Consider the following 13,506-nt stretch of genomic DNA (forward strand, 5'->3'; position numbering starts at 1 on the left):
CTGAGCCACGGCGTCAGGCAGCGCACTCCCGGCAGACCTGCTGACCGTTCCTCTCGGACGCCAACTGGCTGCGGTGGTGCACGAGGAAGCATCGCGCGCAGGTGAACTCGTCAGCCTGGCGCGGGATGACCCGCAGGCTGAGCTCTTCGTTCGACAGGTCCGCGCCGGGCAGCTCGAGCGACTCGGCGAGATCCGTCTCGTCGATGTCGATGCTGCCGGACGACTTGTCGGTGCGCCGGGCCTGCAGTTCCTGCAGGCTGTCCTCACTGAGATCGTCGTCCGTCTTGCGTGGGCTGTCGTAGTCGGTAGCCATCGTGCTAACTCCATCCCCCTCATCTATATGTCTTCACGCTCATCGCGCGTCTTCTAACGTCCGGGACGCCCATCTTGTGCCCGATCCCGGCGGGGAGATTGTGCATCGGTACCCCAGGAGAACGGCCATCGAACCTCCCAACACGTCAGGGCCTGCCGCCGATGGCAATGGTTAGCCAAATATGGCGAAACCCACAGCCTTGGCGTCACGCACCACCGTGTTCGACGGCACATCCAACCACATGTGCGGCGAGAACGAGACGCCCCCACTCGACCAACACGCCGGATCAGCGGCGTGGAAGCCGAATGGTCACGACAAGTCCGCCGCCGTCGCGTGGCACAGCGGTCACATTTCCCCCATGAGCCTGGACCACCGCTCGCACGATGGACAGCCCCAAACCCGCTCCCTTCGCGGATTCCACCCGGTCGGCGTGGAGCCTCCTGAAGGGCTCGAACAGGCTGTTGACCTCGTACGCCGGAACGTGCTGTCCGGTGTTGGCCACCTGAACAACCAACGCACCGTCCGCCATTCCCGTCTGGATCCAGACTTTTCCGTTTTCGGGAATGTTGTACTTGACCGCGTTCTCCAGCAGGTTACTGACGGACCGCTCCAGGAGCACCGGATCGCCCACGGTAGGCGCGCTGACCAGATCGGTGACGACCGAAACCCCGTGTTCGACGGCGAACGGCATGACCTGCTCGACCGCGGTGCGCGCGACGTCCTCGACGTCCAGGGGTTTGCGCACCGCCAGGTCGCGCTCGCTCCTCGCGAGCAGCAGCAGCCCCTCGATCAGCCGCTCGTTGCGGGCGTTCACCTCGAGCAGGGTGCGGCCCAGGGCCTGGAGGTCCTGCGAGGCCTCGGGGTCGGACAGGGCGATCTCCAGGACCGTCCGGTTGATGGTCAACGGCGTGCGCAGCTCGTGCGAGGCGTTGGCGACGAACCGCCGCTGGGTGTCGAAGGCGACGTTGAGCCGGGTGAGCATGGCGTCGAAGGTGTCGGCCAGTTCCTTCAGCTCGTCGTTGGGGCCCTGGAGGTCGATCCGCTGGTGCGCCAGGTTGCTCTCGGACAGCTTCCTGGCCGTGGCGTTCATCTGCGCCACCGGGCGCATCGCCCGGTCGGCGACGAAGTAGCCGAGGATGACCGCCAGCAGGCCGACGCCCAGCAGGGCGAGGAACGAACTGCTCAGCAGGGCGTCGCGGGCGGTCTGCACCGCCTGCTGCTGGGCCAGGCGCCACCGGTTCTCGATGATGGCCGCGTCGATGGCGTTCATGCCGCTGAGGTCGAGGGGCAGCCAGGCGTCGTCGATCGCCCTGCCGACGATCGCGTAGATCGAGAACAGCAGCACGGCGGCGGCCACGAAGAACAGCGCGCTGTAGGTCAGGGTGAGCCGCCACCGGATGCTCACCCGGCCGGGCAGCTCCCTGACCCGGTCCATCGCGCTCCGCTGGACCGGCGCGTAGGAGGGCGGCGGCGGGCCGTCCCAGGCCGGGGGTCCGCTCGGCGGCGGCGCCTGCCTCTTCCGCTCGGACGACGGGCTGATCATGGGGTGCGTCTGCACCTCTTCGCGCCGTTCTGGACGTTCGCTCACAACTTGTATCCCACCCCGGGCACCGTCTCGATCACCTGAGGGTCGCCCAGCTTCTTGCGCAACGTCATCATCGTCACGCGCACCACGTTGGTGAACGGGTCGATGTTCTCGTCCCATGCCTTGTCCAGCAGGTCCTCCTGGCTGACCACGGCGCCCTCGGCGCGCATCAGCTCCTCCAGGACCGCGAACTCCTTCTTGGTCAGCACGACCTCCCGCCCGTCGCGCTCGACCAGCCGCTTGCCGGGGTCGAGCCGGATCCCGCCGCGCTGCAGCACGGGCGGCAGCGCCGGGGCCGAGCGGCGGCCGAGCGCCCGGACCCGGGCGACCAGCTCGATGAAGACGAACGGCTTGGCGAGGTAGTCGTCGGCGCCCAGGCCGAGGCCCTCCACCTTGTCGTCCACGTCGCCCGAGGCGGTCAGCATCAGGATCCGCGAGGCCGAGCGCTGCTCCACCAGGCGGCGGCAGACCTCGTCGCCGTGCACCACCGGCAGGTCACGGTCGAGGACGATCACGTCGTAATCGATGTAGGACGTGCGCTCCAGCGCCCCGCCCCCGTCATAGGCCACGTCGACGGCCATGGCCTCGCGCCGCAACCCGGTCGCGATCGCGTCGGCCAGCACTCGCTCGTCCTCAACCACCAGCACCCGCACGCCCGTGCACCTCTCTCCGATTCCTGACCGACATTCTGACCTCAGCCTCGATAAGCGCACGGTAAGGCATGTCGGCGCCTGCCTCGGACAAGGCTCCGCGAATTTCCATGTTTCGGATGACGAGGGGGCTGGGTATGCCTGCGAAACACCCGCCGCCGTGTGCCGAACGACCCTCGCGTGCGCAGGCCGGGTCACACCCGTCGCCCAGGACGTTTCTGGACCCCCTCAGAAAGCTGGACCCCCTCAGAAAGCAGGTGAGATGGGCGAGTTCACGACCACGATCGAAAGCCGCCTCGACCAGGCTTACAAGGGCCTCAGGGAGGCCCGCAGCGCCGGTGACGACTACCTCGCCGACACCTTCACCGCGGAGATCGAGGATCTGCGCAGGCTGGCGGACGATCACGGCATCCCGTTGCGGAGCTGATGCCCGCGTGACGGCGGCCGGGCCCCTGGGAAAGGGGCCCGGCCGCCGTCACGTCCGGGGTCGCCCGCCGCTGACCCACGGCCGGCTCGCCCGCCGCGGCCAACCCGCGGCCGGCGTCGAGGTCAGCCGTCGCGCTCGGGGTCGAGCGCGACGAGCAGGTCGTGCAGCTCCTCGAACAGCCCGGGCGCCGCGCAGAGCATCAGGCCGTAGTTGGGCGGCCTGCCGTGCAGTCCGCCCAGCCCGGCCCCGGCCTCGGTGGCCACCAGCCCGGCCGCCGCGAAGTCCCAGTGGTTGACGCCCCGCTCGTAGTAGGCGTCCACCCGGCCCGCGGCCACCGAGCAGAGGTCGATCGCGCAGGACCCGCCGCGCCGGATGTCGCGCACCCGCGGCAGCACCGCCGCCACCACCTCGCCCTGCACCGCCCGCCGGTCGGCCCCGTAGCCGAACCCGGTCGCCACCAGCGCCCGTGACAGCGGCACCCCGGTGTTGCAACGCAGCCGCTCGCCGCCGAGCCAGGCGCCCTCGCCGAGCGCCGCGGTGAACACCTCGCCGCGCGGCACCACGTTGACCACGCCCGCGACGATCTCGCCGTCCACCTCGACCGCGATCGACACCGCCCACTCGGGCAGGCCGTACAGGAAGTTGACCGTGCCGTCGATCGGGTCGACGATCCAGCGGACATCGGAGGAACCGCCCTGCTCGCCGCCTTCCTCACCGAGGAAGCGGTCACCGGGCCGGGCCGCCCGGACGCGGGCGCGGATGAGCTCCTCCGAGGCCCGGTCCAGGGCGGTGACCACGTCAGTGGGGCTGGACTTGGTCGCGACCACGCCGGACATGGTGGGCCGCTTGGCGAGCAGCATGTCGCCCGCCTCCCGCGCGATGTCCTCGGCCAGCCGTGCGAAGTCGGTCATCAGGCCACCGAGTCCGGGCGCTTCCACTCCTGGCCGAGTACGTGCTGGGCGAGGAAGGCCAGGATCGTCTCGTACCAGGCGATGGTGTTGCCCGGCTTGAGGATCCAGTGGTTCTCGTCGGGGAAGTAGAGGAACTTCGACTCGACGTTCGTGCGCCTCAGGTCCCACCAGAGCCGCAGGGCCTCGCCGATCGGCACCCGGTAGTCCTTGTCTCCGTGGATGACGAGCATCGGGGTGCCGATCTCGTCCAGCGCGAGGTGCGGGGAGAGTTTCGCGTAGCGCTCGGAGCCGGGCGCGCCGAACTCGCGCTGCCAGTACATGGAGGCGTCGGTGGTGCCGGCGAACTGGTCGAGGTTCCACAGCGAGGCGTGGGTGACGATGGCCTTGTAGCGGTCGCTGTGACCGGCGACCCAGTTGGCCATGTAGCCGCCGAAGGAGCCGCCCATCGCGCCGAGCCGGTCGGCGTCGATGTCGTCCCTGGCCACGGCCACGTCCATGATCGCGTCGAGGTCGGCCAGGGTGCGCGGGCCCCAGTCGCCCCAGCCGCGGTCGATCATCTCCTGGCCGTAGCCGGTGGACAGGCACGGATCGGGCATCAGGACGGCGTAGCCGTGCTCGGCCATGATCCACGACTGCCAGCGCCACTGCCAGTCGTTCCACGAACCGACGGGGCCGCCGTGGATCCACAGCAGCAGCGGGGCCGGATCGGCGGCCGAGGCGTCCCGGGGCAGCACGAGCCAGCCGCGGATCGTGGCGCCGTCGTCGGCGGTGGTGGAGATCTCGGTCAGGGTGCCGGGCAGCTCGGGACGGGGCGTGGGAGACGGCAGGTCGGCGATCTCGCCGGTGGCGGTGTCGATCCTGGCCGGTGCGGGCGCGAGGCCGACCCCACTGCGCAGCGCGTACAGGAACCGGCCGTCGGGCGAGGCGTTGGGCGCGAGATAGGACGCGTCGTCACCGGTGAGCCTGACCGCCTCTCCGTTCTCGTGATCGCGCCCGTCGCGCTCGCCCACCGGGACGCGGAAGACCGGGCGGCGGCCCTGGTGATCGGCGACCAGGAAGACGGCCGAGGAGTCTGGCGCCCACGCGAGGCCCGCCGGGAACAGGTCGGGCGCGTGGGCGCCGCCCTCGCCGGTGGCCAGGTCGCCGATCCACAGCTCGGCGCGCGCCGACACCTCCAGACCGGTGTGCCGGTCGCGGGAGCAGGCGACGCGGGCGCCGTCCGGCGAGACGGCGATCGGCCCGGTGAAGTCGTGGGCGTCGTCGGCGAAGATCACCCGGCGCTCGCCGGTGGCCACGTCGATCGCGACGAGTTCGGTGCGCAGTTCGCCGCCGGACAGCGGAACCCGCCAGGTCGAGACCACGGTGGCGCCGTCGGGGGTGAGCTCGAACGCGACCTCGCGCAGCGCGTCGCCCGGGTCGGGTGTCAGGTCGCGCACGTCCTCCAGCCGGTCGTCGCCGAGCCTCCCGGCGAACAGCCGGGTCCGGCCGGGGCCGAGGTCGTGGTCCCAGTAGCGGACCGGGTAGCCCTCGTGCAGGATCGCGCTGATCCCGGCGTCCTTGCGCGACTTGCGGCGTTCCTCCTCGGTCGCCTCCTCGCCGTCGAGCACGTCGGAGGCGAACACCACGACGTCGCCCGCCGCGCGCACCGCGCCGATGCCGCCGGGACGGGAGGCCACCTGGCGGGCTTCTCCGCCGGAGCGGGGCAGCAGCCAGAGCGAGGGCACCTCGTCGGTGGAGTCCTTGACCGCCGGGTCGAGGCGGGCGGAGGTGAACAGCAGGTCGCCCGCGCCGGTGAACTCCGCCTGGGTCTCGCCCTTGGCCGACCGGGTCAGGCGGTAGGGCTCGGCGTCCACCGGGATCGCCCAGAGCGCGGTGCCGTACGACTTGCCGTCGGGATTGAGGGACTGCACGGCGGAGATGAGCCGCGAGGCGTCGGGCGAGAGCTTCAGTGAGAGAACTCGAGGGATCGCCACATAGTCACGGATGTCATTGAATGCGCTCACTCGATCGAACCTACCTCGCGGCAGGGAGCACGGACACTCCGACATAGGGTTGTCACGTGGGGAATTACGACGCGTTGCTGATCCTCTCGTTCGGCGGGCCCGAAGGTCCTGACGACGTGCTGCCGTTCCTGGAGAACGTCGTCCGGGGCAGGGGCGTGCCGCGCGCGCGGCTGATGGAGGTGGCCGAGCACTACCTGGCGTTCGGCGGCGTCAGCCCGATCAACCAGCAGAACCGCGACCTGGTCGAGGCGCTGCGCCCGGTGGCCGGCGTGCCCGTCTACTGGGGCAACCGCAACTGGCGCCCGTTCGGCGAGGACACCGTGCTGCGGATGCGCGACGACGGCGTGCGCAGGGCCGCGGTCTTCGCCACCTCCGCGTGGGCCGGCTACTCCAGTTGCCGGCAGTACTACGAGGACATCGCCCGGATCTCCGTCGAGGGAGGTCCCGAGCTGGTCAAGATGCGGCACTACGGCGACCACCCGGGGTTCGTCACCGCCGTGGCCGACCACACCCGGCAGGCGCTGGAGCGGCTCGGCCGTGACGACGCCCGGCTGGTGTTCACCGCGCACAGCATCCCGGTCGCCATGGCCGAGACCTCCGGTCCGGCCGGCGGGCTCTACGAGGCGCAGTTGCGCCGCTCGGCCGAGCTGGTCAACCGGGCGCTGGGCCGCACGCAGCCGTGGGACCTGGTGTGGCAGTCGCGCAGCGGACCGCCGCAGGTGCCGTGGCTGGAGCCCGACGTCTGCGACCACCTGCGCAAGATCGACGCGCCCTCGGTGGTGCTGGTGCCGCTGGGGTTCGTCTCCGACCACATGGAGGTCGTCTACGACCTCGACACCGAGGCCCGGCAGGTGGCCGGCGAGCTCGGACTGCCGATGGAGCGGGCCTCGACGGCGGGCGTGCATCCCGCGTTCGTCCGCATGGTGCGCGAGCTGATGGACGAGCCCGAGCCGGCGCCGTGCGCGCAGACCTGCTGCCCGCCGCCGCGACGCCCGGGAGCGCCCCGGGCGTGATCGGCGGGGGTCAGGCGTAGGCGCGGGCGTAGGCCGCGGCGACGCCCATCACCTTGTTCACGTAGTCCCACGAGTGGTTGTAGAACCAGATCGCCTTGCGCAGCTTCTCGCCGCCCTTGCCGGCGCCGTTCGCGCACAGGTAGTTGGCCGCTCCGGGCACCGCGTCGTACGGGCTCCAGATGTCGGCCTTGCCGTCGCCGTCGCCGTCCACCCCATAGGCCTTCCAGGTGGCGGGCATGAACTGCATGGGCCCGAGCGCGCCCGCGCTGGAGGGGCCGTTGTTGCGGCCGTGGCCGCTCTCCACCTGGCCGATCGCGGCCAGCACCGTCCACGACAGGCCGGGGCAGCGGGTGGCCGACACCTTGTAGAGATCGAGGTAGCTGGTGGGCCGCTGCGCGGCGACCGGCTGTTCCGTCGCGCGGGGAGTGCTCGGGGGGGTGCTCTTGCGCGGTTCGGCGACCAGTGAGACGACCTGGGATCCGTCGCCGAGCAGCCTCTTGACCCGCGCCTGGCTGATGGCGCCCTTGCCGTGCAGGAGCACCGCGACGCCCGGCGCGAGCCCGAGGGCCTTGCCCGTCTCGGTGCTCACCAGGCCGTCGACGCCCTTCAGTCCGAGCGTGGCCGAGGCCGCGACGCGCAACCTGGGGCCGCCGTCCAGCTGGTAATGGGCGCCGAGCACGAGGCCCAGGCGGCGGGTGGCCGCCGCGTCGGCGACGAGTTCGCCCCTGTCCAGCGCGCTCCAGACGCCGGGCTGGCCGGCGACCGCCTTGGGCGTCCACGAGCGGAACCCGGCCGGGTCGACGGCGAGCAGGTTGAGCCCGGTGCCCGACACCTTGACCGAGCCCGCGTCGATCACGATCACCTTCTGCACGTTCTTCAGCTCGGCCAGCGCGAACCGGGTCCGCTTCGGCACCTCGCCACGGGCGATCGCGAGCAGCCTGGGCGGGGTCGGGGTGACGCCGGGGCCGCCTTCGCCGAAGTCTCGGGCGGGCGCCGTGGTGGGGACGAGCTGGTCGAGCCGGATCTGCTCCGGTCGCTCGCGGTCGCGGCGTGCCGGCTGCTCCTTCGCGGTCCCGAGCAGGTCATCGTTCATGATCACCACGACTCCGCCGCCCACCAGCGTGAGGACGACCACGGCGACGATCATGTAGAGCACGGCACGGAGGGTGGGAAGTCCGGACACCCGGCACACGTTAGCTCAGCCATCGGGTAAAACAGTTGCTGTACGGACAGACGGTGCGTAAAGGTTAAGGTCGCGCAGTAGGGAGAAACGTCACGTGGTCGGGCCTTACCGGGGATTGTTCAACGGGCCCGGCGTCAAAGGTTTCGTGCTGGCCGGCTTCATCGGCCGGATGCCCATGTCGATGCTCGGCATCGGCATCGTGCTGCTGATCTCGGCCCTCACCGGGTCCTACGCGACCGCGGGCGCCGTCGCCGCGACCACCAACGTCGCCTTCGCCATCGCCGCGCCGCTGTCCGCGCGGCTGGTGGACCGGTTCGGGCAGAGCCGGGTGATCATCCCGCTCGCCTCGGTCAACGCCCTCGCGCTGGCCGCCCTGATGCTCAGCGCGAGGTTCGGCCTGCCCGAGTGGACGCTCTACGTCACCGGCCTGCTGGTCGGCGCGACCTCGCTCTCGCTCGGCTCCATGGTGCGGGCCCGCTGGTCCACGCTGTACGGCGGCTCGGCCAGGATGCACACCGCGTTCTCCTTCGAGTCGGTGGCCGACGAGGTCATCTTCGTCACCGGGCCGGCGATCGTCACGGTGCTCGCCACGGCGGTCAACCCGTACGCGGGGCTGCTGGTGGCGCTGCTGTGCATGCTCGGCGGCTCCTTCGCGCTGGCGCTGCAGCGGCGCACGCAGCCGCCGGTCCAGCCGGTCAGAAGCACCTCGGGCACCCCCATCCTGATCCCCGGAATCGCCCTGCTGGCCTGCGTCTACGTGGCGCTCGGCGCGGTGTTCGGCTCGGTCGACCTGATCACGGTGGCGTTCGCCGAGGAGGAGGGCGTGAAGGGCGCCGCCGGGTTCCTGCTGGCCTCCTTCGCCGGCGGGTCGATGGTGTCGGGCCTGTGGTTCGGGTCCAGGAACTGGCGGATCCCGCTGCGGGGCCGGTTCGTGCGGGCGCTGGGCGTGTTCGTGGTGGGGCTGGTGCCGATCTCGTTCATCGGCGACGCGTGGATCATGGCCGTGGGGCTCTTCGTGGCCGGGCTGGCCATCTCGCCGACGCTCATCACCGGCTTCTCGCTCACTGAGCGGCTGGTGCCGCCGTCGCTGCTCACCGAGGGTCTGGCCTGGATCTCGACCTCGATCGGGTTCGGGGTGGCGGTCGGCGCGTGGGCCGGCGGGGCGCTCACCGAGGCGTTCGGGGCGTCCAGCGCGTACGGCTTCTCCGTCGTCTGCGCGGCCCTCGCCGCAGTCGTCGGTGTGGGAGGTTCGGGTTTGCTGAGACTTCCCGAGGCACCTTCACCCGCGGAGACATGATCCGCTACGGTCGAAACATCCCTCGTAACACCCTTCACACCGGAAGCCCTATTTCATGTCCCGACAAATCTATTCACTTTTGGCCATCGCGGCTGTCACCCTCACGCTGACACCGGCACCCGCCCTGGCCGACTCCCCAGCCAACCAGCAGGCGGCGAAGACCACCCCCGCCCCGGTCGACTGCGAGCAGCTCAAGTGCATCGCGCTGACCTTCGACGACGGGCCGGGCAAGTACGCGGGCACGCTCCTCGACACCCTGAAGAAGTACGACGCCAAGGCGACGTTCTTCCTGGAGGGCCAGTACGTGAAGAGCCGCCCGGCCTACGTCAAGCGCATGGCCAAGGAGGGCCACGAGCTCGGCAACCACAGCTACAAGCATCCCAACTTCACGACCATCGAGCCGGGGGCCATCCGGAGCGAGATCCAGAAGACGCAGGATGCCGTCAAGAAGGCCGCGGGCGTCGAGCCCAAGCTGCTGCGCCCGCCGTACGGGATGGCCGACCTGCAGGTGTCGGACATCGCGGCCGAGTTCGGCATGCCGATCGTGCTGTGGACCGGCGGGTCGCGTGACTGGTCCACCAAGAACGCCGACGCCATCAAGAAGCAGACGCTGGCGGTGGCCAAGCGCGACGGCATCATCCTCATGCACGACTGGGTGAAGCAGACCGTCGACGTGATGCCCTCACTGGTCAAGACGCTGCAGAGTCGCGGCTACACCCTGGTGAAGGTCTCCGACATCCTCAAGAAGGAGAACCTGGAGGCGGGTGACATCTTCCCGGTTCCGGAGGGCTGGGAAAACTGAGTATCGTTCACGTTTAGTTCGGAACGAGACTCGAAGGGGCCGCTCATGGTCTACACGAACTGGGCACGCAACCAGTCGGCCACCCCCTTCGAGGTGCGCACCCCGGCCTCGGTCGACGACGTCGTACGAGCCGTGCGCGACGCGGCGGCGGGCGGCCGGCGGCTGCGCATGGTCGGCACGGGCCACTCCTTCACCGGAGTGGCCCTCACCGACGGCATCATGCTGCGCCCCTCCGCGCTGACCGGCGTCCGCTCGGTCGACGGCGACCGCGTCACCGTCCTCGCCGGCACCCCGCTCAAGGTGCTCAACGAGCTGCTCGACGAACGCGGCCTGGCCCTGGCCAACATGGGCGACATCACCGAGCAGACCGTGTCGGGCGCCATCCAGACCGGCACCCACGGCACCGGCCGCGACAGCGGCGGCCTGGCCGACCAGGTCACCGCCCTGGAGCTGGTCCTGGCCGACGGCTCGGTGGTGACGGCCGCGCCGGGCGACGACCTGTTCGACGCCGCCCGGGTCGGGCTGGGCGCGCTCGGCGTGCTGACCGCCGTGACGTTCCAGGTGGAGCCCGCGTTCCTGCTGCGCAACCAGCGGCGCCGGATCACACTCAGCCGGATGCTCGACTCGCTCGACGAGATGACCAGCGGCAACGAACACCTCGACTTCTTCTGGCTGCCGCACACCGACGCGTGCCTGGTCAAGACCAACAACCGGCACCCCGGCCCGCCCCGGCCGCCGAGCGCCGCCAAGCACTGGCTGGACAACGTCTTCCTGGAGAACACCGTCTTCGGCGTGGCCTGCGCCGCCGGCGCCCGGTTCCCCGGGCTGATCCCCCGGATCAACGCGCTCAGCGCGGCCGCGCTCGGCGACTCCGAGGCCGTGGACGCCTCGTACCGCGTCTTCACCGCCCGGCGCGACGTGCGCTTCCTTGAGACGGAGTACGCCGTGCCGCGCGATCGGCTCGGCCAGGCGCTGCGCGAGACGCGCGACCTGGTCGAGCGCGCCGACTGGAAGATCACCTTCCCGATCGAGGTGCGGGTGACGCCGCCCAGCGACGCCTGGCTCTCCACCGCGTACGGCCGGCCGTCGGCGTACATCGCCTGCCACATGTACCGGCCGACGCCCAACCCCGCCTACTTCGCGGGGGTGGAGGAGATCATGACGCGGCTGGAGGGCCGGCCGCACTGGGGCAAGCTGCACACCCGCGACGCCGCCTACCTGAGCACGGTCTACCCGAGGTTCGCCGACTTCGTGGCGCTGCGCGACCGGCTCGACCCGGAGCGACTGTTCGGCAACGCCTACCTGGACGCCGTGCTCGGCTGACGGTGACGACGCGGGTGAGCGCCGACCGGCGGGCGCCTGACCCGCCGGCTGACCGGCCCCGTCACTCCGGCGCCCCCGCGGCGGGCTCGTCGCCCTCCGGCGGCGATGCCGGCGCCTCCTCCACCACGTCCGGCCGCTCCGTCGGCTCCGGCGGGGCGCTCGTCGGGTCGACCGGCTCGGCCGGGCGGGTGCCGGTGTCCGTCGGCGTGGGCGTGGGGACGGGCGAAGGCGTCGGCGACGAGGTGGGAGTGGCCGTCACCGTGACCGTCGGCACGGGAGTCGGCGACGGGTCGCCGGACGGCGTGGTGACCGCCGGGGAGGGCTCCCACGAGCGGCGTTCCTCCTCGACCGGCGCCTTCGCCGGCCCCTTGTCGCTGACGGGCCCCCGGAGCTGCTCGTGCACGGTCGTCCCCGCGATCCCCTGGTAGATCAGGATGCCGCCCATGCTGACGGCGAAGACCAGCGTCGCGGCGACGGCGATCGTGATCCACGGCAACTTCGGCCGGGGCGCCTCCACCGGCGCCATGACCAGGGTCGACTCCGCCTGATCGGGGTCGTCGTCACGGACCGTGGCGTGCGCGGCCGTGGCCAGCGCGCCCTCGCCCTCGGCCTCGTGGGGCGGGTCCGCGTGGTCGGGATGGGTCAGCCGGGCGATCACGGTGTGCTGCTTGACCTTGTCGCCGGTGCGCTTGAGGTAGTGCGTGTAGACGGCCGAGGCGACGGTGCTGGCGATGCTCACCACCGCGGCGCCGATCACCGTGCCCGCAACCCCGAGGTAGGAGGCCGCGGCCGCGGCCGTCACCGCCGCCAGGGCGCTCCCTCCGATCTGCGGCCCGCTCAGCTCGAACTTCCGCTGCTCGCCGCCCATACCGTCGATCAGTCCCCTCTGGCCATCCGTAAGGTAAAGAGCTTCCTCGTGAATAGACGCGACTGCGTGTCCCGTTGTTCCTGTGACCTGCGCGACAGGCACCCTCTTGGCTCGTGCCCCGACGATTCGGCCTGCCCTCCGTCTACCTAGCCGCGGCCGTGGCGACGGCCATGACCACAGCGGTGCCCCTGGCCATGACGCCCGCTTCCGGCCTCGCCGCCCGGCCCGCCACGAGCGAGCCCGCCCTGCCCCATGTCGTCACCGCGCGCGACCGGGCCGCCGCCCGGGACCTCGTCGGCGAGGTGCGCTGGCGGGTGCGCCGCTACTACACCGCGGCGCTGCCCGGCTTCGCCACCTGGCTCACCCCGGCCGAGGCGGACGAGCTGCGCGCCGATCCGCGCGTGCGCGCCATCGAACCCGACCGGCTGATCCGCCCGCTGACCGGCTCGCGCCCGCCCGGCGACCCCGGACCGGAGGCCACCGGCGCCGGCACCACGGTGTACGTGGTGGACAGCGGCCTCGACCTCGGCCGCGCCGAGTTCGGCGACCGGGCCTGGCGTGCCTTCGACGCGACCGGAGGCACCGGCGACGACTGCACCGGGCACGGCACGCGGGTGTCCCGCGAGATCTCCGCCGCCGCGCCCGGCTCCAGGATCGCCTCGGTGCGCGTGCTCGGCTGCGACGGCGCCGGCACGCTGTCGGACGTCGTCGCCGGCCTCGACTGGGTGCGCAGACACGCCCGGCACCCCGCCGTGGCGAACCTCTCCCTCGACGGCGCCGGCTCCCCTGCCTACGCCACCGCCGTACGCCGCCTCGTGCGGTCCGGCGTCTTCGTCACCGGCGCCTCGGACACCGCCGGCTGCCGGCTGGCCCGGAACGGCCAGGCGTTCTCCGCCGCCGCCCCTGGGCTGGCCGGACTCGCCGCCCGTCACCTGGAGCTCCATCCAGCCGCCGGTCCATTGGCTCTCGCGTCTTACCTGAAGTGCACGGCGGCGCGCGGCTCAGTTCGCCAGAATCCATCAGGGGCCCCGCGAAACGGCGGGCGCTGATTTCGATGGAAGCGATAAATGTGACCGGCGTCACATCGCCCCGGGGCTATCCCAGGAAGGCGATGTTCGGACATGCCGGGTA

At 71.3% G+C, this 13,506-nt stretch carries 13 protein-coding genes; 6 read left to right on the forward strand and 7 right to left on the reverse strand.

What is annotated here, in order from left to right; translation table 11 throughout:
* Positions 1-13 precede the first annotated feature (13 nt).
* From AB0I38_RS19420 to AB0I38_RS19430, 3 genes are all read right to left on the reverse strand, one after another.
* Entirely contained in the window at positions 14-313 is a 300-nt protein-coding gene (locus AB0I38_RS19420) for a DUF4193 domain-containing protein (protein ID WP_358469407.1), read from the reverse strand.
* A 286-nt stretch (positions 314-599) separates the two neighbouring features.
* The gene (locus AB0I38_RS19425; protein WP_436838762.1) at positions 600-1,856 is read right to left on the reverse strand and encodes a sensor histidine kinase; all 1,257 of its coding nucleotides are present in this window, start codon (positions 1,854-1,856) and stop codon (positions 600-602) included.
* 41 nt (positions 1,857-1,897) lie between these two features.
* Positions 1,898-2,551, reverse strand: a complete 654-nt coding sequence (locus AB0I38_RS19430; RefSeq protein ID WP_358469412.1) for a response regulator transcription factor — start codon at positions 2,549-2,551, stop codon at positions 1,898-1,900.
* Between the two features lie 259 nt (positions 2,552-2,810).
* Between AB0I38_RS19430 and AB0I38_RS19435 the strand changes: the two genes are divergently transcribed.
* Positions 2,811-2,975 (forward strand): hypothetical protein, encoded by a 165-nt coding sequence (locus tag AB0I38_RS19435; RefSeq protein WP_358469415.1) that lies wholly within the window; start codon positions 2,811-2,813, stop codon positions 2,973-2,975.
* A 122-nt stretch (positions 2,976-3,097) separates the two neighbouring features.
* On the opposite strand, the gene AB0I38_RS19440 is transcribed toward AB0I38_RS19435, so the two are convergent.
* Positions 3,098-3,886 (reverse strand): inositol monophosphatase family protein, encoded by a 789-nt coding sequence (locus AB0I38_RS19440; RefSeq protein WP_358469418.1) that lies wholly within the window; start codon positions 3,884-3,886, stop codon positions 3,098-3,100.
* Entirely contained in the window at positions 3,886-5,934 is a 2,049-nt protein-coding gene (locus AB0I38_RS19445) for a S9 family peptidase (RefSeq protein ID WP_436838760.1), read from the reverse strand. Before AB0I38_RS19445 ends, AB0I38_RS19440 begins: the two co-directional genes overlap by 1 nt.
* A gap of 11 nt (positions 5,935-5,945) precedes the next feature.
* Between AB0I38_RS19445 and AB0I38_RS19450 the strand changes: the two genes are divergently transcribed.
* Complete coding sequence (locus tag AB0I38_RS19450) at positions 5,946-6,902, forward strand: ferrochelatase (RefSeq protein ID WP_358469424.1); 957 nt, start codon at positions 5,946-5,948, stop codon at positions 6,900-6,902.
* 10 nt (positions 6,903-6,912) lie between these two features.
* On the opposite strand, the gene AB0I38_RS19455 is transcribed toward AB0I38_RS19450, so the two are convergent.
* Positions 6,913-8,085 (reverse strand): lytic transglycosylase domain-containing protein, encoded by a 1,173-nt coding sequence (locus AB0I38_RS19455; RefSeq protein ID WP_358469427.1) that lies wholly within the window; start codon positions 8,083-8,085, stop codon positions 6,913-6,915.
* A 94-nt stretch (positions 8,086-8,179) separates the two neighbouring features.
* Here AB0I38_RS19455 and AB0I38_RS19460 point away from each other — a divergent pair, with 94 nt between their 5' ends.
* The 3 genes from AB0I38_RS19460 to AB0I38_RS19470 all read left to right on the forward strand — a co-directional run bounded on the left by AB0I38_RS19460 (position 8,180) and on the right by AB0I38_RS19470 (position 11,507).
* Positions 8,180-9,382 carry an MFS transporter gene (locus AB0I38_RS19460; protein WP_358469430.1) on the forward strand — a complete coding sequence of 401 codons (1,203 nt, stop codon included), beginning with the start codon at positions 8,180-8,182 and terminating at the stop codon, positions 9,380-9,382.
* Positions 9,383-9,461: 79 nt separating this feature from the next.
* Positions 9,462-10,184, forward strand: a complete 723-nt coding sequence (locus tag AB0I38_RS19465) for a polysaccharide deacetylase family protein (protein ID WP_358469433.1) — start codon at positions 9,462-9,464, stop codon at positions 10,182-10,184.
* A 45-nt stretch (positions 10,185-10,229) separates the two neighbouring features.
* Positions 10,230-11,507, forward strand: a complete 1,278-nt coding sequence (locus AB0I38_RS19470; RefSeq protein WP_358469435.1) for a D-arabinono-1,4-lactone oxidase — start codon at positions 10,230-10,232, stop codon at positions 11,505-11,507.
* A gap of 61 nt (positions 11,508-11,568) precedes the next feature.
* On the opposite strand, the gene AB0I38_RS19475 is transcribed toward AB0I38_RS19470, so the two are convergent.
* Positions 11,569-12,375 (reverse strand): hypothetical protein, encoded by an 807-nt coding sequence (locus tag AB0I38_RS19475; protein ID WP_358469438.1) that lies wholly within the window; start codon positions 12,373-12,375, stop codon positions 11,569-11,571.
* Positions 12,376-12,488: 113 nt separating this feature from the next.
* On the opposite strand from AB0I38_RS19475, the gene AB0I38_RS19480 reads away from it, so the two are divergent.
* Positions 12,489-13,424 (forward strand): S8 family serine peptidase, encoded by a 936-nt coding sequence (locus tag AB0I38_RS19480; RefSeq protein WP_358469441.1) that lies wholly within the window; start codon positions 12,489-12,491, stop codon positions 13,422-13,424.
* The last annotated feature ends 82 nt before the right edge of the window (positions 13,425-13,506 follow it).

Source organism: Nonomuraea cavernae, from assembly GCF_040655715.1.
Taxonomy (GTDB): Bacteria; Actinomycetota; Actinomycetes; order Streptosporangiales; family Streptosporangiaceae; genus Nonomuraea; species Nonomuraea cavernae_A.